At 66.7% G+C, this 21,269-nt stretch carries 15 protein-coding genes and 1 pseudogene; 14 read left to right on the top strand and 2 right to left on the bottom strand.

What is annotated here, in order from left to right; all coding sequences use genetic code 11:
- The 4 genes from E8F12_RS08735 to E8F12_RS08720 form a co-directional block, all read left to right on the top strand.
- A partial coding sequence (locus E8F12_RS08735) for a transposase (protein WP_280324846.1) occupies nucleotides 1–581 on the top strand: 581 nt, incomplete at its 5' end.
- Nucleotides 582–1,518: 937 nt separating this feature from the next.
- Complete coding sequence (estP, locus tag E8F12_RS08730) at nucleotides 1,519–3,459, top strand: esterase EstP (protein ID WP_280324845.1); 1,941 nt, start codon at nucleotides 1,519–1,521, stop codon at nucleotides 3,457–3,459.
- 176 nt (nucleotides 3,460–3,635) lie between these two features.
- Nucleotides 3,636–5,408: a phosphoethanolamine transferase CptA gene (gene cptA / locus E8F12_RS08725; protein WP_280324844.1), complete on the top strand. Its 1,773-nt coding sequence runs from the start codon at nucleotides 3,636–3,638 to the stop codon at nucleotides 5,406–5,408.
- 75 nt (nucleotides 5,409–5,483) lie between these two features.
- A complete protein-coding gene (locus tag E8F12_RS08720; protein ID WP_280324843.1) occupies nucleotides 5,484–6,398 on the top strand; it encodes a DUF808 domain-containing protein in 915 nt (304 codons plus the stop codon).
- 191 nt (nucleotides 6,399–6,589) lie between these two features.
- On the opposite strand, the gene E8F12_RS08715 is transcribed toward E8F12_RS08720, so the two are convergent.
- Nucleotides 6,590–6,988, bottom strand: coding sequence for a YkgJ family cysteine cluster protein (locus E8F12_RS08715; RefSeq protein WP_280324842.1), 399 nt, complete (start codon nucleotides 6,986–6,988; stop codon nucleotides 6,590–6,592).
- A gap of 263 nt (nucleotides 6,989–7,251) precedes the next feature.
- On the opposite strand from E8F12_RS08715, the gene E8F12_RS08710 reads away from it, so the two are divergent.
- From E8F12_RS08710 to bamE, 6 genes are all read left to right on the top strand, one after another.
- On the top strand, nucleotides 7,252–10,848 hold the full coding sequence (locus E8F12_RS08710) for a DUF2339 domain-containing protein (RefSeq protein ID WP_280324841.1): 3,597 nt from the start codon (nucleotides 7,252–7,254) through the stop codon (nucleotides 10,846–10,848).
- Complete coding sequence (locus E8F12_RS08705) at nucleotides 10,845–12,227, top strand: DUF3999 domain-containing protein (protein ID WP_280324840.1); 1,383 nt, start codon at nucleotides 10,845–10,847, stop codon at nucleotides 12,225–12,227. Before E8F12_RS08710 ends, E8F12_RS08705 begins: the two co-directional genes overlap by 4 nt.
- A gap of 175 nt (nucleotides 12,228–12,402) precedes the next feature.
- The gene (locus E8F12_RS08700) at nucleotides 12,403–14,052 is read left to right on the top strand and encodes a histidine kinase N-terminal 7TM domain-containing protein (protein WP_280324839.1); all 1,650 of its coding nucleotides are present in this window, start codon (nucleotides 12,403–12,405) and stop codon (nucleotides 14,050–14,052) included.
- Nucleotides 14,053–14,206: 154 nt separating this feature from the next.
- A complete protein-coding gene (locus tag E8F12_RS08695) occupies nucleotides 14,207–15,217 on the top strand; it encodes a class 1 fructose-bisphosphatase (RefSeq protein ID WP_280324838.1) in 1,011 nt (336 codons plus the stop codon).
- Nucleotides 15,218–15,220: 3 nt separating this feature from the next.
- Nucleotides 15,221–15,820, top strand: coding sequence for a DUF924 family protein (locus E8F12_RS08690; protein WP_280324837.1), 600 nt, complete (start codon nucleotides 15,221–15,223; stop codon nucleotides 15,818–15,820).
- A 66-nt stretch (nucleotides 15,821–15,886) separates the two neighbouring features.
- The gene (gene bamE / locus E8F12_RS08685; RefSeq protein ID WP_280324836.1) at nucleotides 15,887–16,141 is read left to right on the top strand and encodes an outer membrane protein assembly factor BamE; all 255 of its coding nucleotides are present in this window, start codon (nucleotides 15,887–15,889) and stop codon (nucleotides 16,139–16,141) included.
- A gap of 202 nt (nucleotides 16,142–16,343) precedes the next feature.
- Here the strand turns inward: bamE and E8F12_RS08680 are convergent, their stop codons facing one another.
- Nucleotides 16,344–17,708: a formimidoylglutamate deiminase gene (locus E8F12_RS08680; RefSeq protein WP_280324835.1), complete on the bottom strand. Its 1,365-nt coding sequence runs from the start codon at nucleotides 17,706–17,708 to the stop codon at nucleotides 16,344–16,346.
- A gap of 193 nt (nucleotides 17,709–17,901) precedes the next feature.
- Here E8F12_RS08680 and hutC point away from each other — a divergent pair, with 193 nt between their 5' ends.
- The 4 genes and pseudogenes from hutC to E8F12_RS08660 all read left to right on the top strand — a co-directional run.
- Nucleotides 17,902–18,654, top strand: a complete 753-nt coding sequence (gene hutC / locus E8F12_RS08675; RefSeq protein ID WP_280324834.1) for a histidine utilization repressor — start codon at nucleotides 17,902–17,904, stop codon at nucleotides 18,652–18,654.
- Nucleotides 18,651–19,238 (top strand): HutD family protein, encoded by a 588-nt coding sequence (locus E8F12_RS08670; RefSeq protein WP_280324833.1) that lies wholly within the window; start codon nucleotides 18,651–18,653, stop codon nucleotides 19,236–19,238. The genes hutC and E8F12_RS08670 overlap by 4 nt, the downstream gene beginning before the upstream one ends.
- A 142-nt stretch (nucleotides 19,239–19,380) precedes the next feature.
- Nucleotides 19,381–20,382 carry an ABC transporter substrate-binding protein gene (locus E8F12_RS08665; RefSeq protein WP_280324832.1) on the top strand — a complete coding sequence of 334 codons (1,002 nt, stop codon included), beginning with the start codon at nucleotides 19,381–19,383 and terminating at the stop codon, nucleotides 20,380–20,382.
- Nucleotides 20,383–20,673: 291 nt separating this feature from the next.
- Nucleotides 20,674–21,269 (top strand): annotated as a pseudogene (locus E8F12_RS08660) (urocanate hydratase); the annotation flags it as partial.

Genomic DNA, 21,269 nt, shown 5'->3' with positions numbered 1-21,269 from the left:
CCGACTTGCGCGAGTTGAAGGATGCCTTCGGGGTCAAGGTCTATGCGTACTGCCTGATGACCAACCATGTGCACCTGCTGTTGGCCCCGGATGATTCGCTGGCAGGGCTCAGCCAGTTGATGAAGACCTTGGCGGCCCGCGCGACGCGCTACCGCAATCGCTTGGAAGGGCGCTCCGGCACTCTGTGGGAAAGCCGCTTCAAGTCGAGCATCGTGCAGTCCGATGCCTACTTGTTGGCCTGTAGTCGTTACATCGAACTGAACCCGGTGCGGGCGTGCATGGTGGCTGAGGTAGGGGATTATCCCTGGTCGAGCTACGCCCTGCGTATGGGGGCCGCACCTGAGCAGAGCTGGTTGGACGACGACCCGTGTTTCAAAGCGCTCGGCGTTAGGGATGAAGAACGGCGCCGCCGGTATGCCGAGTTCGTCAGGCAAGCAGTGCCCGCCGAGGAACTGAGCCTGATTCGGGAAGCCATTCAACGCGGCCAACTGACGGGGAGCAATCGCTTCGTGGATGAGGTTGAGCGTATTGCGGGCGTACGGATTGAACGGCGCAAGCAGGGGCGACCGAAATTAGAGTAAGGAAAATAAATCTGTCCCCTTTTATTGCAAGATTAGAGTATAGAAAATAGATCTGTCCCCTTTTATTGGCGCACCATCACCACGCCACAAGCTTGCCGAATCGGGGCGTTTTCACCAAGGGGTAACCCCCAACCCGAGCTATCCGCAATACCCCGCGACTCCATCAAGCTTGGGCATGCCGAAGAGTTATGAGCCAGAACTGATCCAGTACATTGGAGCCGTGCGCATGGCTGAAGGACTTTATACGAAGGTAGTGACTGAGCACCGGGTAAGGACTGATGCTCCCTTCCAGCTAGCCTCATTGGGCGCGGCAATTGGCAGCTATGGCAGTACCTACATGGTTTGTAAGGCTGGTGAGAGGGTCTATAAACTCGAACCAAATAAGGATTACCTGGCGATCGCAGGGGTTGGCCACATCTCCTCCGCCTCAGAAACGGGGCTGCAGTGCTTTCTAGGAGTGTTTGAGTTGATTCCTGCTGAGGGCACAGGGATGGCAATACCTGTGCCAATGAAGTCGACAGCTCCTCCTGAACATCTTTGCGATAGCTAAGGCAAACGAACGACCGAAAGGGGGCAGATTTGTTTTCCCTACTCTAATTCTCCAACCAGTCCTTTCTGATTTTTCTCTTAACCTTACTCGTGAGGAAAATCCTCACAGTCAGTTCGCTGGTAATGGCCGCTTCGTGGATGAGCTTGCGCGTATTGCTGGAGGTCGGATCGAGAGGAAGACGCGGGGGGCTGTCAGAAATTAGCGTAGAGAAAATAAATTTGTCCCCTTTCTCCTTTTGTCCTGCTACGCCAAGCACCCGCCGCAGGGTGGGTATCCCGTCTATGCTGTTCCGCTGAGGTGGGGCATTGGAACGGGCCTTGGGCGTGACGGGTCTTTTTGGTGCTGTCGTGCCGCCCTGACAATAAAAATAATCACGGAGTAAGCACAATGACCGGAATGGCGCTCAAGCCACTGGTGGCGGCCTGCCTGCTGGCCACCTTGTCCACTGCAGTACAGGCGGCACCCGCTCCCTATTCCACCATGGTGGTGTTCGGCGACAGCCTCAGCGATGCCGGGCAGTTCCCGGATCCGGCCGGCCCGACCGGCAGCACCACGCGCTTCACCAACCGGGTTGGCCCGACCTTCCAGAACGGCAGTGGCGAAATCTTCGGCCCGGTTACCCCGACGCTGCTGGGCGGCCAGCTCGGCATCGCCGCCGGCGACCTGGCGGCGTCCACTTCGCCGGTCAACGCCCAGCTGGGCATCGCGGACGGCAACAACTGGGCGGTCGGTGGTTACCGCACTGACCAGATCTTCGACTCTATTACCGCGCCGGGCGGCTCGGTGGTCGCGAACGGCGGCATCACCCTGCGCAGCCGCGACGGCTACCTGGTGGACCGCGCCAGCCAGGGCCTGGGCGCCGATCCGAATGCGCTTTACTACCTCACCGGCGGAGGCAATGACTTCCTCCAGGGGCGCATCCTCAATGGCCTCCAGGCTCAGCAGGCGGCGGGGCGCCTGGTCGACAGCGTGGAGGCTCTGCAACAGGCCGGCGCTCGCTACATCATGGTCTGGCTGTTGCCCGACCTGGGCCTGACCCCGGCCAACTTCGGCGGCCCGACACAATCCTTCGCCAGCCAGCTCAGTACTGCCTTCAACGCCACGCTGACCGCGCAGCTGAGCCAGGTGAACGCCAATATCATCCCGCTGAACATTCCCCTGCTGGTCAGGGAAACCCTGGCCAACCCCGGCGCGGTCGGCCTGGCCAGCGACCAGAACCTGGTCGGCACCTGCTTCAGCGGCACCGGCTGCGTCATGAACCCCACCTTCGGTCTCAACGGCGCCTCGCCGGACCCGACCAAGCTGTTGTTCAACGACGGCGTGCACCCGACCATCGCCGGGCAGCGGCTGATCGCCGACTACGCCTATTCCCTGCTGGCGGCGCCGTGGGAAGTGACCCTGCTGCCGGAAATGGCCCATGGCACCTTGCGCGCCTACCAGGATGAACTGCGCAACCAGTGGCAGGCGGACTGGGAGAACTGGCAGAGCATTGGTCAGTGGCGCGCCTTCGTCGCCGGCGGTGGCCAGCACCTGGACTTCGACACCCAGGACAGCGCCGCCAGCGGCGACGGCAATGGTTACAACGTCACGCTCGGCGGCAGCTACCGGATCAACGATGCCTGGCGCGCGGGTGTCGCGGCCGGCTTCTACCGGCAGGAGTTGGAAGCCGGTGCCGAGGATTCGGACTACCGCCTGAACAGCTACCTGGCCACTGCCTTCGTGCAGTACCAGGAAAACCGCTGGTGGGCCGATGCCGCTCTGACCGGCGGCTACCTCGACTATGACGACCTGAAGCGCAAGTTCGCCCTGGGCGGCGGTACGCGCAGCGAGAAGGGCGACACCGACGGCTACCTGTGGGCGTTCGGCGCGCGCCTGGGCTACGACATCGCCCAGCAGGCCGACAGCCCCTGGCACCTGTCGCCGTTCGTCAGCGCCGACTACGCGCGGGTGGAGGTCGACGGCTACGCCGAGGATGGTGCCAGCTCCACCTCGCTCAACTACGACGACCAGAAGCGCGACTCCAAGCGTCTGGGCGCCGGCCTCCAGGGCAAGTACGCGTTCGGCAGCGCCACCCAGGTGTTCGCCGAGTACGCCTTTGAGCGCGAGTACGAGGACGACACCCAGGACCTGACCCTGTCCCTCAACAGCCTGCCCGACAACCGCTTCACCCTCGAGGGTTTCACTCCGCAGGATCACCTGAACCGGGTCACCCTCGGCTTCAGCCAGCAGCTGGCGCCGGACCTCGCGCTGCGTGGCGGCTACAACTGGCGCAAGGGCGAGGACGACACCCAACAGGGCGTCAACCTGGCGCTGAGCCTGGACTTCTGAGTCAACTCACCGGCCGGCGGAGTTTTCCGCCGGCCGGCTTCCCACCCTCGGCCCTGGCAAGGCCGCCTGCTCCAGCCCATTCAGCTGATGTTTGACGAACTTTTCACGATTTCGCAGTCATAGTCCCTGCTTTTCTATCAACTCGACTGGTCAAGGCTCGACTAGGGCGGATGTTTATGAATTCTGATGTACACAAGGCCGAGGACCGGCCGTTCGACTGGGCCGGGCTTGGCTGGCTCTTCCTGTTCTTCTGGTATTTCTCGGGTGTCACCCAGCTACTGATCCAGGTCACCGGCACCAGCGGTTTCGCCGGATTCCGCCAGGCCTTCCTGCTCAGCGGCCTGTGGCTGATCCCCGTGCTGCTCTTCCCGCAGCGCACGCGCGGCATCGCCGGCGGGCTCGGCCTGCTGCTCTGGTTGGCGTCGCTGCCGGCCTTCGGCTACTTCCTGGTCTACGGCCAGGAATTCTCCCAGAGCGTCATTTTCATCATGTTCGAGTCGAACGTGTCCGAAGGCTCCGAGTACCTGACCCAGTACTTCGCCTGGTGGATGGTCCCGGCTTTCCTCGGCTATGCCCTGGGCGCCGTGCTGCTCTGGACCCGCCTGCGCCCGGTCCACCTGCCCCGCCGCAGGGCGCTGGCGGTGAGCCTGGCGCTGCTGGCGGCGCTGGTGGGTTACCCGGCGCTCAAGCAGGGCCTGGGCAACGACACCTTCGAGGCCGCCCGCGACAGCTTCGAGAAGCGCATGGAGCCGGCCGTGCCCTGGCAGCTACTGGTGGGCTACCGCCAGTACCGCCAGCAACTGGCGGACATGCATGACCTGCTGGAGGGCAATGCGCAGATCGCGCCCCTGGCCAACCTCAAGGATGCCAATGCCGGGCTGCCGGCCACCCTGGTGCTGGTGATAGGCGAATCCACCAACCGTCAGCGGATGAGCCTCTACGGCTACCCGCGCCAGACCACGCCGAACCTCGACCGCATCCGCGACCAGCTGGACGTGTTCGACAACGTCATCACCCCGCGCCCCTACACCATCGAGGCGCTGCAGCAGGTCCTGACCTTCGCCGACGAGCGCAACCCGGACCTCTACCTGACCAAGCCATCGCTGCTGAACATGATGAAGCAGGCCGGCTACAAGACCTATTGGATCACCAACCAGCAGACCCTGACCAAGCGCAACACCATGCTCACCACCTTCTCCAAGCAGGCGGACGAGCAGTTCTACCTGAACAACAACCGCAACCAGAACGCGCGCCAGTACGACGACGACGTGCTGCCGCCGTTCGAGAAGGTGCTGGCCGATTCGGCACCGCGCAAGTTCATCGTGGTGCACCTCTTGGGCACCCACATGAGCTACCAGTACCGCTACCCGCCGGAGTACGACCGCTTCACCGACCGCCAGGGCGTGCCGGCCAACGTCACCGACGACCAGTTGCCCACCTACAACAGCTACGACAATGCCGTACTGTTCAACGACCACGTGGTCTCCAGCCTGATCGAGCGCTTCTCCGGCAGCCGCGCCAACGGCTTCCTGCTCTATCTCTCGGACCATGGCGAGGCGGTATTCGACCCCGAGCATCCGCAAGTGCTGGGCCGAAACGAGGCGGCGCCCACCGCGCCCATGTACACCATTCCCTTCATGCTCTGGCGCTCGCCGCAGTGGCGCGACGAGCACCCGCAGGAACTGGGCGCCAGCCTCGGCAGGCCCTACAGCAGTTCCAGTTTCATCCACACCTGGGCAGACCTGGCCGGTATCCGCTTCGACGACTTCGACCCCAGCCGCAGCCTGGTCAATGCCGCCTTCCAGCCGCGCCCGCGGCTGATCGGTGATCCCTACCAGCCCAAGGCGCTGATCGACTTCAGCCTGATCAAACCCAAGGCCAAGGGCACCGACCTGGAAGTGGTCAGCGGGGAACGCGAACCTGCCGGCAGAAAAGCGCCGCCGGGTTGACCGGCGGGGCGTTTTTGTCTGTAGTTCGCCTGCGCTGAACCGCAGCGCCCCGAATTCCCTCTGCAAGGACCCACCATGGCCGGAGCCAGCCTGCTGACCCTGATCGACGACATCGCCACCCTGCTCGATGACGTCTCGGTAATGACCAAAGTCGCCGCGAAGAAAACCGCGGGCGTGCTGGGCGATGACCTGGCGCTGAACGCCCAGCAGGTCAGCGGCGTGAGTGCCGAGCGCGAGCTGCCGGTGGTCTGGGCGGTGGCCAAGGGTTCGATGGTGAACAAGGCCATCCTGGTCCCTGCGGCCTTGCTGATCAGCGCCTTCGCGCCCTGGGCGGTGATCCCGCTGCTGATGCTCGGTGGCGCCTTCCTCTGCTTCGAGGGCTTCGAGAAGCTGGCGCACAAGTGGCTGCACAGCGCTGAGGAAGACGAGCAGCACCATGCGGTACTGACGGAGGCCGTGGCCAATCCGTCCGTGGACCTGGTGGCGATGGAGAAGGACAAGATCAAGGGGGCGATTCGCACCGACTTCATCCTCTCCGCCGAGATCATCGTGATCACCCTGGGCACGGTCGCCGATGCCGCCTTCGGCAAGCAGGTGGCGGTGCTGGCCGGCATCGCCCTGATCATGACGGTGGGCGTGTACGGCCTGGTGGCGGGCATCGTCAAACTGGACGACCTGGGGTTCTACCTCGTGCGCCGGACCAGTGCGGCGGCCCAGGCCATCGGCCGCGGCATCCTCGCCGCCGCGCCCTGGATGATGAAGGGCCTGTCGGTGCTAGGCACCGCAGCCATGTTCCTGGTGGGCGGCAGCATCATCCTCCACGGCATTCCGCCGGCCCATCACCTGCTGGAGCCTGTCCTGGCCGCTTCCGGCGGTTTCGCCTGGCTGGTGCAGATCCTGATCGACGGCCTGGTGGGTGTCCTGGCCGGCGCCCTGGTGCTGGCCGGTGTGAGCCTGGTGCAGCGGGTGATCGGCGCCTTCAAGGGTTGAGGGATGGGCCGGGCGGATTGCCGGTGGAAATCCGCATCACGGAAATCAACCACAGGGGAGCTGCTCGTCCACGCCTGCGCTGTTGGGCTTCGCTTTGCTCAGCGCCAACCTACGGGAGTGTGAGGGCGGCCTTTCGCGAATGAATTCGCACAGGTTGGGGCGCGCGGCCTTCCCTGCAGGGGAAGGGCCGCTTAGCGGCTGATGGGCTTGAACGCGCAGTAGCCGGGGCGTGGGCCGATCTTCGGGTGATTGCGGCAGGTTTCCGGGCGCTTGTCGTAGACGGTGCAGAGACGGCTCTTGCGGTCGAGGAAGTAGCAGTCGTTGTTGCCCATGCGGGTCAAGGTGAAGATGCCGGACTTCTGGTTGAAGCGCTCCACCACGCCGTCCTTCATCAGGCGCTTGGCGATGTTCTTCGGTGGCTCGCCGCGTTCGAACTCGGCCACCAGCTCCAGGCGGATCAGGTCGCTCAGACGCACTTCGACCGGCATGGTGCAGCAGCTGGAGACGCAGGCGTGGCACATGGTCTTTTCGTATTTGATCCAGGTGTCCGTCCGGTCGAGGTCGGCACCGACGATCATCATGGTCTTCATGGTCGGCGAGCAGGGTAGGGAATGGGGGCGGGCATCATAGCGGTGTCGGTGAAAAAGTGAACAGTTTCCCGCCGGGAAGCACGAAATTTCCCTTTGTCTTGCCGCATTTTTACCAATCCCGTGCTGAGCTGTAGGAAGTTTCTGTGTCTGTGGGCCAGTTGGCGTTCGTCTCTATTGGGCCGGTGCCTGGCTCCAGTAGCTTCTGGCCGGTCGTGGCTGCGATGGATGCGGCCCAAGTGCTCAATCATCCGAGATAACGCTGCATGCAATGGATCTTCATGCTGGTTGGCCTGGCCTTCGGGGCCGGCATAGATGAAAGCGTCGTTGGTGCCCTGCTCGGCGGCCTGATGGGCCTGGGGCTTGGTCAGGCCATCCGCCTGCAGGCTCTGGCCCGGGAGAACGCCGAGCTGCACAAGGCGCTCAAGGGCTTCGCCGCCCGTTTCGACAAGGGCACCCAGGCCATCCACGAGCGCTTGCTAAAGGTGGAACAGGGCCGGGCGCAGGCGACTGAAAAAGCGCCGCCCCCGGTCGCCGAGGCGCCAGCGCCAGTGGCGGAGGCGGCACCCGAACAGGAAGCTGAACTGGTTTGGGAGCTGCCGCCCGAGGTGCAGGAAATGCCGGCCGCGGCCCAGGAGCCATCAGCCGCTGCGCCGATGGAGCCGGCCGCCGCCGATGCCTGGGGCCGCGAGGCCCGGCCAAGCGCACCGCGCCAGTCGCCATCGGCGCCGCCCAGACCGCCCAAGCCGCGCGAACCCTCCCTTCTCGAACGCGGTTTTGCTGCCGCCCGCAACTGGCTGTTCGGCGGCAACACCGTGCTGCGCATCGGCGTCGTCCTGCTGTTCCTCGGCCTGGCCTTCCTCCTGCGCTATGCCACCGAGGGCATGGTGGTGCCGATCGAGTTGCGTTATGCCGGGGTGGCCCTGGCGGCCATCGTCCTGCTCGGCCTCGGCTGGTGGCTGCGCCGGCGCAATCCCAACTACGGCCTGATGCTCCAGGGTGCCGGCATCGCCGTGTTCTACCTGACGGTATTCGCCGCCATGCGCCTGCACCCCTTGCTGGAGCCGGAAATGGCCTTCGGCCTGCTGGTGGCCGTGACCCTGTTCTCCGCCATCCTGGCCGTGGCCCAGGACGCCCTGGGCCTGGCCGCCGCCGCGGCCCTGGGCGGTTTCGCCGCGCCCATCCTCACCTCCAGCGGCAGCGGCAACCATGTGGCGCTGTTCAGCTACTTCGCCCTGCTCAACGCCGGCATCTTCGCCATCGCCTGGTTCAAGGCCTGGCGCCTGCTCAACCTGATCGGCTTCGTCGGCACCTTCGGTATCGGCTTCGCCTGGGGCCTGCGCTCCTACCTGCCCGAACTGTTCGCCAGCACCGAGCCCTTCCTGGTGCTGTTCTTCCTGATGTACGTGGGCATCGGCCTGCTGTTCGCCCGGCGCAAGCTGAGCGAGGCGGGAGAGGCGCCCGCCGGGCGTGAGGAGCTGCTGCGCTGGTCGGCGCGCCAGGCCGATACGGTGGACGGCACCGTGCTGTTCGGCCCGCCGATCATCGGCTTTGGTCTGCAGCTGGCCCTGATCCGCCATATCGAGTTCGGCGCCGCCTTCAGCGCCCTGGCCCTGGGCCTGTTCTACCTGCTGCTGGCGCGCACCCTGGCGGGGCGCACCGCCGGCCGTGCCTTGATGCTGGTGGAAACCTGCCTGGCCCTGGGCGTCGTTTTCGGCAGCCTGGCCATTCCGCTGGGGCTGGACGCACGCTGGACCTCCGCGGCCTGGGCGGTGGAAGGCGCCGGCATCTACTGGCTGGGCCTGCGCCAGGGTCGCCCGCTGGCCCGGGCGTTCGCCTTGCTGCTGCAATTCGGTGCGGCCCTGGCCTTCCTCGGTGGGCTGGACGTGGGGGCCGAGACCCTGCTGGACGGCTCGCCCCTGGGCGCCCTGATGCTGGGCGCGGCGCTGCTGTTCAGCTTCTGGCAGCTGCGCCTGGCGCCCGTTGAGGCCGCCACCGACCTGGAGCGCCGGGGCCTGCCGGTGCTGGCCTGCGCCGGGCTGGCGTTCCTCTACCTGATGGCGCCGCTGGTCTTCGCCGTCGAGGGCACGGCCATCGCCTGGGCCCTGGCCGGCCTGGCGACACTCTTCACCGGGTTGCGCCTGCAGTCGCGCACCTTCCTGTTCAACGCCTTCGCCGTGCAGCTGCTCGGCGGCGCGATCTTCCTGCTCGACCTGGACGGCTCTGGCCTCGGCAGCGGCGGCGTGCCCGGTTGGCGTGGCCTGCTGGTGGCCTCGCTGATCGGCCTGGCTCTGATCGCCGGCATGCTGCTGGCCGCCCGCGACCCGCTGGTGCGCAGTGATGCCCGGCTGCTGCGCAGCCTGTCGCTGGTGCTGCTGGCGGGGCTGGCCTTCGTCAACCTGGCGGTGCTCTTCGTCCTGCCCTGGCGTACCGCCAGCGCGGTCTGGGGCGGCAGCGGCCTGTTGATCCTCTGGCTCAGCCTGCATTTGCAGCAACGCGCCGGTTTCTACTTCGGCCTGTTCCTGCAGCTGCTGGCCGGCTTCAGCTTCCTGGCGGTGAGCCCGCTGTTGCTGGGCGAGCTGAGTGGCGAAGGCCTGCGCCCGCTGGCCCATGCCGGTTTCTGGACGCCCGCGGTGCTGGCCCTGGCCGCTTTCGTCTGCGCCTGGCGCCTGCAGCGGGTGGGGCAGAGCGAAACGGCCATGGGCGGCCTCAGCCTCGGCCATCTGGCGCAATTGCTGCTGGCCTGGAGTGCCGGCTGGTGGGCGCTGACCTGGTTGACGGAGCTCGGCCGCTTTGCCGCGCCCGAACTGCAGGTGCCGCTGGCCCTGCTGCTGGCCGCGGCCAGTGTCGCCTTCGCCACCTGGCTGGCCCGGCGTGAGCAATGGCGCGCCCTGGCGTTGCTCTGCCTGCTGCTGGCGCCGGCCGGGTTCGTGGCCCTGGCCCAGGCCTGGCAGCCGCAGTACCACCCGGCGGCGGACTTCGGTTGGGCTGGCTGGGGTGCCCTGTTCGCGGTGCACCTGCTGGCCCTGCGCCGGCTCGATGGCCTGCTGCCCGTGGGTGCCCGCAGCGCCGCCCATGTGCTGGGTTGCTGGTTGCCGCTCGGGGTGTTGGCGCTGGAGCTGCGTTACTTGCTGATGCTGCTTTCCGAGCAGTACAACGCTTGGCGCTGGCTGGGCTGGGCGCTGCTGCCGAGCGCCTGGCTGCTGCTGGTGGCCTTGCGGCCGCGGTTGCCCTGGCCGGTGGCCGCCTACCCGCGGGAGTACCGCCTCTGGGCTTCCCTGCCGCTGGCTGCGCTGATGCTCGCCTGGTTCTGGATCGCCAATGCCTGGAGCGATGGCGCCGCCGAACCGTTGCCCTACCTGCCGCTGCTCAACCCGTTGGAATTGGGCCTGCTGTTCGCCCTGCTCGGCGTCTGCCTCTGGCTGCGCGACTGCCTGCCGCAGTTCGGCCCGGTGGCGCTGCCGAACTGGCTGCCCCAGGGCGTGGCGGGCGTCTCGCTGTTCGCCCTGGCCACGGCCACCGTGTTCCGCAGTGCCCACCACTGGGGCGGGGTGCCCTACACGCTTGCGGCGCAGCTGGACTCCATGCTGGTGCAGGCGGGGCTGTCCATCGTCTGGACCAGTATCGCCCTCGGCCTGATGGTCGGCGGTCACCTGCGTGCCCGGCGCGAGTTCTGGCTGGTGGGCGCCGCGCTGATCGCGCTGGTGGTGGCCAAGCTGTTCTTTGTCGAACTGGGCAATCGCGGTGGCCTGGAGCGCATCGTGTCGTTCATCGGCGTCGGCGTCCTGCTGCTGGTCGTCGGCTACTTCGCGCCCCTGCCGCCCAGGCGCGCGGAACCTGAACAGGAGCGAGTCAACGCATGATCGACTGGTCTCACCTGCGCCGCCCCGGCCTGGCCCTGCTGGTCGGCCTGGGGCTGCTCTGCCAACCGCTGCTCGCCGCCGAGCAGCCGGATGATTTTTCCACCCGCGTCGAGCTGCGCCTGGAAGGCGAGGGTCCCTGGTATCGCATGGACCTGCCCATGGCCCTGCACTTCGCCGCGCGCCACGCCGATCTGCGCGACCTGCGGGTGTTCAATGCCGAGGGGGAGGCCCTGGCCTATGCCCTGACCCGCAGTGCCGCCAGCGAGCGCCGCGCCCGCCATGAGCACGTGTTGCGCGCGTTTCCGCTGCGCGGCCCGGCCGAAGGCACCGCCGCCCTGCCCAGCGTACGGGTGGAGCGCAGCACCACCGGTACCGTGGTGCAGGTAGTGCCGGAAAGCCCGGCAGCGGCCGGCGAGCAGCTGCGCGGCTGGCTGCTGGACGCCAGTGCCGTGCAGGCGCCGCTGGAGAAGCTGACCCTCGACTGGAGCGCCGGCGACGGCTTTCAGCACTTCAGCATCGAAGCCAGTGACGACCTGCAGCGCTGGGAGTCCTGGGGCGACGGCCAGGTCGCCCGGCTGTCCTTCGCCGACCAGCGGATCGACCAGCGCGAGGTGGGCCTGCCGGGCCGCTCCGCGCGTTACCTGCGCCTGCTCTGGCTGAGCCCGCAGCCGGCCCCCGAGCTGTCGGCGGTGAAGGTGGTGAGCGCCAGCCGTGAAAGCCTGCCGGCCGCCATGGCCTGGTCGGTACCGCTGGAGCCGGTCAGCGTCAAGGACGGGCAGTACCTCTGGGACCTGCCCCTGGGGCTGCCGATCGAACGCCTGCGCATCGCCGTCGAGCGGCCGGGGAGCCTGCTGCCGGTGCGCGTGGAGGCACGCCGCGACGGCGCGCCGCAGTGGCAGCCGCTGGCTTCAGGCCTGCTCTACCGGCTGCCCCAGGAGGGCAAAGAGGTCGCACGGGAGGAGCTCGATCTGCCGGGCTGGATGGCGGTCAAGCAACTGCGCCTGAGCGTCGACCAGCGCGCCGGCGGTTTCGGCCAGCAGGTGCCGCGCCTGGAGGTGGGCATGCACGCCACCCAGGTGGTCTTCCTCTCCCGCGGCAATCCGCCCTTCACCCTGGCCCTGGGCAATCTCGAGGCCCGCCGCGAGGAGCTGCCCCTGGCGACCCTGGTGCCGGGTTTCGACAGCGCCAGCCTGGCGAAGATGGGCCACGCCGAGGCGGTGGCGATTCTGCCCCAGGTAGGACTGCAACCGACGGAGCGCGAAAGCGCCGGGCAGGTCGTCTGGAAACGCGTCGGCCTCTGGGCAGTGCTGCTGCTGGGCGTCGGCCTGCTGGGCGCCATGGCCTTCAGTCTGCTGCGGCGGCCGGCGGCTCGTTCCTGAGGCGCCTGGAACGGCGTCGCCGCGGCGACGATGGCGTTTTGCTGTATCTTTGTTCGGTCATTTTCCGGGCCGCCGTGGGCGGTCCCAACCTCAGGTCAGGACGGCCAGTGCCCAGCCTCGAACAGCCTCACTCGATAGCTCTCGCCTGTCTTCTCGCCATTTCCGGGGAATGGCGGTGAAGGCTTGCCTGGCCAGTGGCTGGAGCCTGAACGTTCCGGTGCTGCTGACCCTGCTGGTGGCCCTGGGCGTGGTGCTCATGGCGCGCTGGGTCAGCCGACAGCGGCACTTCCCCGGGCGCGAGAGCTTCATCGTCCTGCACCTGGGCATCATCTGGTGGCTGGCGGCCGCCGGCCTGGAGCTGGCAGCGCAGGTGCCGCCGTGCAAGGTGTTCTGGGCCAGCATGGCCTGGCCGGGGATCATCGGCGTGCCGACCCTCTGGGCCGTGTTTCTCTGGCAGTACGTCAACAGCATCCGCGAACCTCTCAGCCTGCGTGGCTTCCTGCTGCTGGGCCTAGGCCCGCTGGTGGCGTCCGGCCTGGCCCTGAGCAACCCCTGGCACCAGCTGTTCTACGGCCCCGGCACCTTGCCGGTGGACGGCACGCCCGGCGCGGCGATCCGCTATGACCATGGCCCGCTCTTCGATGCCGTGGCCGTCTACGTCTATGTCTTCATGGTGTTCTGCCTGGCGCTGGTGACCCGCGCCGCCCTGGCCAGTCACGGCTTGCACCGCCGTCATTACCTGGCCTTCGTGCTGGTCACCTGCGTGCCCTGGGGCGCCAACCTCAGCTACGTGGTCTACGGCTGGACCCTGTTCGGCTTCGACCCCACGCCGTTCAGCTTCGCCTTCACCCTGGTGGCGTTCGCCTGGCTGATCCTCGGTGTGCGCCTGTTCGACCTGCTGCCCGTGGCACGCCACCTCCTGCTGGAGGAGCTGCCCGACCCGGTGCTGGTGGTCGATCCGAGGCGCCGAGTGATCGACGCCAATCCCGCCGCCCTGGTGCTGGCCGGGCAGTCCGGTGGCTGGCAGGGCAGGGTGCTGGCGGACTGGCCGGTGTATGGCGCCGAACTGGAGGCGATGCTGGCGGCGGGCGAGCAGGAATTGCTGCTGACCCCGGCCGGTTCGTCGCGCTATTTCGAGGTGCGCTCCCGCGATATCGAGCGGGTCACCCGTGGCGGCACCTTCGTCCTCGGGCAGATGCTCTACCTGCGCGATGTCACCGAGCGTCATTGCAGCGAGCTCAAGCTGGCCGAAGCCCTGGCCACCAGCGAAGAGCGTCTGCGCACCATCACCCGCCTGCACGAGCAGTTGCAGGAGCAGGCCCTGCGCGACCCGTTGACCGGCCTGTACAACCGCCGGTACCTGGCTGAGCTGTTCGCCCGCGAGATGGCGCGCAGTCAGCGCGAGCGCGCGCCCATCGCCCTGGCGCTGATCGACCTGGACCACTTCAAGCAGCTCAACGACCATCATGGCCACCTGGCCGGTGACGATGTGCTGCGCGCCGTGGCCATCCAGCTCACCGGTAACCTGCGCGGCAGCGACGCGGTGTTCCGCATCGGTGGCGAGGAGTTCCTGCTATTGCTGCCGGGCGCAACGGGTGAGGAGTCGTTCGCCCGGTTGCACAGCCTCTGCCAGGCGCTGGCCGGCCAGCCCCTGCTCACTCGCGTGGGGCGGTTGTCGGTCACGCTGTCGGCCGGCCTGGCGGTCTGGCCGGACCAGGGCGAGACCCTGGACGAGCTGATGCAGGGAGCGGACGCCGCACTCTACGAAGCCAAGCGCAATGGTCGCAACCAGGTGCGCCGGCTGACCGAATCCACACTCGACTGACGGCTGAACCTGTGCTCGCCACCGGCGTCAGATTAATTCTCAGCCCTCGCAAGCAGAATCGGCGGCCATTTCGGCGCCTTCCATCCCGCTGAGAGGCATTGCGAACCGACTCGCGCTAAACTGCGCGCATTTTTCCACCCTCCGGAGCCATTCCATGTCCCGCGTTACCCTGAGTCGCTACCTGATCGAGCAGACCCGAAGCCACAACACCCCTGCCGATCTGCGCTTCCTCATCGAGGTCGTCGCGCGCGCGTGCAAGGAGATCAGCCATGCGGTGTCCAAGGGCGCGCTGGGCGGCGTGCTCGGCAGCATGGGCACCGAGAACGTGCAGGGCGAAGTGCAGAAGAAGCTGGACGTGATGTCCAACGAAATCCTGCTGGAAGCCAACGAGTGGGGCGGCCACCTGGCCGGCATGGCGTCCGAGGAAATGGACGACGCCTACCAGATTCCCGGCAAGTACCCGAAAGGCGCCTACCTGCTGGTGTTCGACCCGCTGGACGGCTCGTCCAACATCGACGTCAACGTGTCGGTGGGCACCATCTTCTCGGTGCTGCGCTGCCCCGAGCAGTACCACAGCCAGAACGACAGCCTGAGCGAGGAGGCCTTCCTCCAGCCGGGCACCAAGCAGGTCGCCGCCGGCTACGCCATCTACGGTCCGCAGACCATGCTGATGCTGACCCTGGGCGACGGCGTCAAGGGCTTCACCCTGGACCGCGAACTGGGCAGCTTCGTGCTCACCCACGACAACATCCGCGTACCGGAAAGCACCGCCGAGTTCGCCATCAACATGTCCAACCAGCGCCACTGGGAAGCCCCGGTGAAGCGCTACGTCAGCGAACTGCTGGCCGGCAAGGAAGGCCCCCTGGGCAAGAACTACAACATGCGCTGGATCGCCTCGATGGTGGCCGACGTGCACCGCATCCTCACCCGTGGCGGCCTGTTCATGTACCCCTGGGATGCCCGTGAGCCCGAGAAGCCCGGCAAGCTGCGTCTGATGTACGAGGCCAACCCCATGTCCTTCATCATCGAGCAGGCTGGCGGCGCCGCCAGCGACGGCCGCCAGCGCATCCTTGACATCGAGCCGACCTCCCTGCACCAGCGCGTGCCGGTCTTCCTCGGTTCCAAGGAAGAAGTCGCCCGCGTCACCGGCTACCACCTGGAGTAACCCATGCAGCCCTGGCAGCCGTTGCTTGACTGGTGGTTCGGCCCCGAGGCCTCCGCCACCCAGGTCGCCGCGGCTCGGCAGCGGCTGTGGTTCGGCAAGAAGGACAGCCAGGACGTCGAAGCTCGTGAGCGCTTCGGCGGCCTGGTGGACGAGGCCCTGGACGGCGGGCTCGGCGCCTGGGCCGAGCAGTCGGACGGCTGGCTGGCGCTGATTCTGCTGCTGGACCAGCTCCCGCGCATGATCTTCCGCGACAGCCCGCGCGCCTACGCCGGCGACGCCCGCGCCCAGGCGCTGGTGGCCGAAGGCCTGGCCCGTGGCCTGGAGCGGGATCTGGCGCCGATTCGCCAGGTGTTCATATGCCTGGTGCTGGAACACGCCGAGGACCTGGCCAGCCAGGAACGCGCGCTGTACCGCTACCGCCTGTTGCTGGACGGCGCCACCGCCAGTGAGCGCGTGCTATTCGAGGGCTTTCTCGACTTCTCCGAGCGCCACCGGGTGGTGATCGCCCGCTTCGGCCGCTTCCCCCATCGCAATGCCATTCTCGGACGCGCCTGCAGCGCCGAAGAATCCGCCTTCCTGCTGGAACCCGGATCGCGCTTCTAGGTTCAAATGGGCACTCGCGCGACCGCTGTGCCAAGCTGTCGCATCCCATCCGCCAAGGAGTGCTCCATGTCTCTGCGTACCCTCGCCCTCTTGTCCTGCTGCCTGGTGCTTGCCGCCTGCAACAAGCTCAACCAGGAGAACTATTCCAAGCTCAAGTCCGGCATGACCAAGGCAGAGGTCGAAATGCTGCTCGGCAATCCGACCGAATGCTCCGGCGCCGTCGGCTTCACCAGTTGCACCTGGGGCGACGAGAAAACCTTTGTCAGCGTGCAGTACGCGGGCGACAAGGTGCTGATGTTCTCCGGCAAGGGACTCAAGTAAAGCGCCTTGCGGCGCAGGATGTAGGTTGGGCAGAGCTCCGCGAAGCCCAACAGCTGGGAGTACCGAGCTGGATCTCGTTGGGCTTCGCTCCGCTCAGTGCCAACCTTGGAACGATTGCACCTCGCTCATCCTGCGCCGATGCCCCGATGAAATCCGAGGCCATACCCTCCGCCCAGCTCCCATGAACGGCGCGGGGGTGGCTTCAACCGAGCGCCTCTTTCAGCACCCCGGCAAAGGCCTTCGCGGTCTCCACCTCGGCTCCATGCCGTCCATCCCGCACTACCCACTTGCCGGCCACCATCACATCGCGCACCTGGCGGTCGCCGCCGGCGAACAGCCAGCGGTTGAGCAGGGCGTCGCCTTCGGCGGTGGCGAGATAAGGATCGTTGCCATCCAGCACCAGCCAATCGGCGCGCTTGCCCACTTCCAGCGCGCCCACCGGCTGGCCCAGGGCCTGGGCACCGCCGGCCAGGGCGGCGTCGAACAGGGTGCGGCCGACCTGCGGCTGGTCGGCGCGGTAGAGGCGGTTGCGGCGCTGGTCGCGCAGGCGCTGGCCGTATTCCAACCAGCGCAGCTCTTCCACCACGCTCACCGAGACATGGCTGTCCGAGCCGATGCCCAGGCGCCCACCCCGGGCGAGGAAATCCACCGCAGGGAAGATGCCATCGCCCAGGTTGGCCTCGGTGGTCAGGCAGAGTCCGGCCACGGCACGGCTCGCGGCCATGGCCGTCACTTCGTCGGCTTCGGCGTGGGTGGCATGCACCAGGCACCAGCGTTCGTCCACCGGCGCGTGTTCGTAGAGCCATTGCAGCGGGCGGCGTCCGCTCCAGGCGAGGCAGTCGTCGACTTCCTTCTGCTGCTCGGCGATATGGATATGGATGGGCCGGCTGCCGCTCTCCGTCGCCAGCACCGCGGCCAACTGCTCGGGCGTCACCGCGCGCAGGGAGTGGAAGCACAGCCCTAGCTGCTGGTTGGGCTGACGGGCGATCTCGCCGCGCAGGCGCTCCTGCAGGGCCAGGTAGCTGTCGGTGCTGTGGATGAAGCGCCGCTGCCCCTCGTTGGGCGCCTGGCCGCCAAAGCCGGCATGGCTGTAGAGCACCGGCAGCAGGGTCAGGCCGATGCCGGCCTCGCGCGCCGCCTGGCTGACCCGTAGCGACAGCTCGGCCGGGTCGGCATAGCGGCGGCCATCGGCGTCATGGTGCACGTAATGGAACTCGGCGACGCTGGTGTAGCCGGCCTTGAGCATCTCGATATAGAGCTGCCGGGCAATGATTTCCACCTGCTCCGGCGAGAGCCGGCCCACCAGGCGGTACATCAGCTCGCGCCAGGTCCAGAAGCTGTCGTTGGGGTTGCCCGCCACCTCCGCCAGTCCCGCCATGGCGCGCTGGAAGGCATGGGAGTGCAGGTTCGGCATGCCGGCCAGCACCGGGCCCTGGAGGCGTTCGGCGCCATCTGCGCCGGCATTGGCCTGGACTTGCTCGATCAGGCCGTTGGAGGAGACTTCGAAGCGGACATTGCGAGCCCAGCCTTGCGGCAGAAGGGCACGTTCGGCGAAGAATGCGGACATGGTGAGGGGCCCCGGGATGGGTGGTTTTATTTGTATATACATATACAGACGTTTGCGGGTAACGTAAACTCACCGTCAGTCGCGCACTTGTCTGGAGTTGTCGAATCCGGTACATGCCGGAGGCGGGAACCAGGTTTCGGACGCCGCCAGGTCCAGCGCACGGTCCTGCCCTTACGCCGACAAGGAGATACCCGTGTCCAGTACGCCCAACGCGCCTTCCTCGCTGGCCGCCCGCATGGGGGAGGCCCCCGCGCCGCTCTATGCCCGCGTCAAGCAGATGATCAGCCAGCAGATCCAGAGCGGCGCCTGGCCGCCGCACTACCGCGTACCGTCCGAGAGCGAGCTGGTCAACGAACTGGGCTTCAGCCGCATGACCATCAACCGCGCCTTGCGCGAGCTGACCGCTGAAGGCCTGCTGGTGCGCATGCAGGGCGTCGGCACCTTCGTCGCCGAGCCCAAGGGCCAGTCGGCGCTGTTCGAAGTGCACAACATCGCCGAGGAGATCGCCCAGCGCGGTCATCGCCACCATTGCGTGGTAGTCAGCCTGGTGGATGAGGTGGCCGGTCCTGAGCGCGCCCTGGCGCTGGACCTGCGCGAAGGCCAGCGGGTATTCCACTCGCGCATTGTGCATTACGAGAACGACGTGCCGGTGCAGATCGAGGACCGCTTCGTGAATCCGGCGGTCGCCCCCGACTACCTGAAGCAGGACTTCACCCGCATGACGCCTTACGCCTACCTGTCCCAGGTAGCGCCACTGACCGAAGGCGAGCACGTGGTCGAGGCCATCCTCGCCGACGCCGAGGAGTGCAAGCTGCTGCAGATCGAGCGCGGCGAGCCCTGCCTGCTGATCCGCCGCCGCACCTGGTCCGGACGTAACACCGTGACCAGTGCGCGCCTGCTCTATCCCGGTTCCCGCTATCGCCTCGAAGGACGTTTCGGTTCATGAGTCAATCCCGCCTGCTGCGCGCCGCCGACTATCCCCGCATGCCGTGGAAGAACGGCGCGGGTTCCACCCTGGAAATCGCCCGTGACGCAGGCGACGGTCTCGACGGCTTCGGCTGGCGCCTGTCGATTGCCGATGTCGGCGAGTCCGGCGGTTTCTCCGCCTTCACCGGCTATCAGCGGGTGATCACGGTGCTCGAAGGCGCCGGCATGCGCCTTGAGGTGGACGGCCAGCACTCCCGCGACCTCACCGCCCTGGACGCCTTCGCCTTCGATGGCGGCAGCGCCGTGCACTGCGAACTGATCGACGGGCCGATTCGCGACTTCAACATTATCTATTCGCCACAACGTTATGCAGCCCGCCTGCAATGGCTGCGGGTTGACGGCGAGCTCGAGCTGTTCAGCGCCGCCAGCACCCTGCTGCTGTTCGCCGCCGAGGGCGGGGTGAGCATGAGCCTCGACGGCCAGCGCTCCGACATTCTGGGCCAGCATGACTGCCTGCACCTGGAAACCTCCGGAGCCCTGGCTGCGGTAACGCTGAACGCCGCCGGCGCGGTCTGCTGCCTGATCGAGCTGACGCCGCGCTAGCTGCGCCGCGCAGGGGCTTTCCTTTGTAGGGACGAATGAATTCGCCCCTACAGGAAAAACTCTTCGGGGCTTGCGGCGGGCAGGATGGTGCCACAGGGTCTACACCTAATCCTGTCGCCCGCCATGTCCGCCGGAGCCGCCCATGCCCCGCCACAGCGTCCTTGCCGCCATCGTCCTGTCTCTGGTTCTGCCGGCCTCGGTCGAGGCCGCCGAGTGCCCCTATCCGAAGCCTGTGGTACTGGCCGGCCTGAACTGGGAAAGCGGCATGTTCACCACCGAGGTGCTGCGCGTCCTGCTGGAGAAGGGCTACGGCTGCAAGACCGACGTCCTCCCCGGTAACACCCTGACCATGGAAAACGCTCTGCGGCAGAACGATATCCAGGTGATTGCCGAACAGTGGGCCGGGCGCAGCGAGCTGTGGCGCAAGGCCGAGGCGGCGGGCGAAGTCTTCGCCGTGGGCGAGCCGGTGAAGGGTGCCACAGAGGGCTGGTGGGTGCCGGACTACCTGGTCAAGGGCGAGGGCGCGCCTGCCGCCGGGCTGCGCTCGGTGAGCGACCTGCCGCGCTACAAGGAGCTGTTCAAGGACCCCGAGGACCGCAAGAAGGGTCGTTTCTACAACTGCCCAACCGGCTGGACCTGCGAAAGGGTCAACAGCCAGAAGCTCAAGGCCTATGGCCTGGAAGACAGCTACGTGAACTTCCGCACCGGCACCGGCCCGGCACTGGACGCGGCCATCAGCTCGGCGATACGCCAGCGCCAGCCGATTCTCTTCTACTACTGGTCGCCCACGCCGCTGATGGGGCGTTACCAGCTGGTGCAGCTGGAGGAACCGCCCTTCGACCAGAAGGCCTGGGAGACCCTGATCGACCCGAACAATCCCGCGCCCATCGGTACCCGCTCGCTGCCGGCGAAGATCGCCATCGGCGTCTCCCGTGACCTGCGCGAGAAGGCTCCGCCGCTGGTGCAGGCCTTCGAGAAGCTGGAGATTCCCCTGCCGCTGTTCAACGGCATCCTCGCCCGCATGGCCGAGGAGCATGCAGAGGCCGCTCCCATGGCCGAGACCTTCTATCGCCAGCATCGGGATATCTGGTCGCAATGGGTGCCGGTGGAAGTGGCCCAGCGCATCGACGCGTCACTGCAATGACTGTTACCTAAGACCCCATTTTCGAGCGCGCGTGCTTCGAAAACGGGCGTTTTCGTCGCGCGGTAACAGCCTACCGGCTTCTCTCTGCTTTACTTGTCTATACATCCAAGTCGGCTGCGGCCCTTGTGCCGCACGGCTTCCCGTTTTCTCGCGCGGAGCCGTGACGAGATTTGGCCTCTTGCTTGCATATGCTTGTATGTACAAGTTTATATGTGTGCAGATGTGCGCCGTCTTTCCCGCGCAGTCAGACAGTAACGCTGCCCACCGCTACCACCCTACGAGGAGCCAGGCATGACCAAATTCCGTGACACCGAGATCCGCGCCCCGCGTGGCAACAAGCTGAACGCCAAGAGCTGGCTGACCGAAGCGCCGCTGCGCATGCTGATGAACAACCTCGACCCCGAGGTGGCGGAAAACCCGAAGGAACTGGTGGTGTACGGCGGCATCGGCCGCGCCGCACGCAACTGGGAGTGCTACGACAAGATCGTCGAGACCCTGAAGGAACTGAACGAGGACGAGACCCTGCTGGTGCAGTCCGGCAAGCCGGTCGGCGTGTTCAAGACCCACGCCAACGCCCCGCGCGTGCTGATTGCCAACTCCAACCTGGTGCCGCACTGGGCCAACTGGGAACACTTCAACGAACTGGACGCCAAGGGCCTGGCCATGTACGGCCAGATGACCGCCGGCAGCTGGATCTACATCGGCAGCCAGGGCATCGTCCAGGGCACCTATGAAACCTTCGTCGAGGCTGGCCGCCAGCATTACGACGGCAACCTCAAGGGCAAGTGGGTGCTGACCGCCGGCCTCGGCGGCATGGGCGGCGCCCAGCCGCTGGCCGCGACCCTGGCCGGCGCCTGCTCGCTGAACATCGAATGCCAGCAGAGCCG

This window comes from Pseudomonas sp. BN102 (genome assembly GCF_029871245.1).
GTDB lineage: Bacteria > Pseudomonadota > Gammaproteobacteria > Pseudomonadales > Pseudomonadaceae > Metapseudomonas.
The sequence above is the reverse complement of the archived record's forward strand: the minus strand, read 5'-3'. Positions and strand labels throughout refer to the sequence as shown.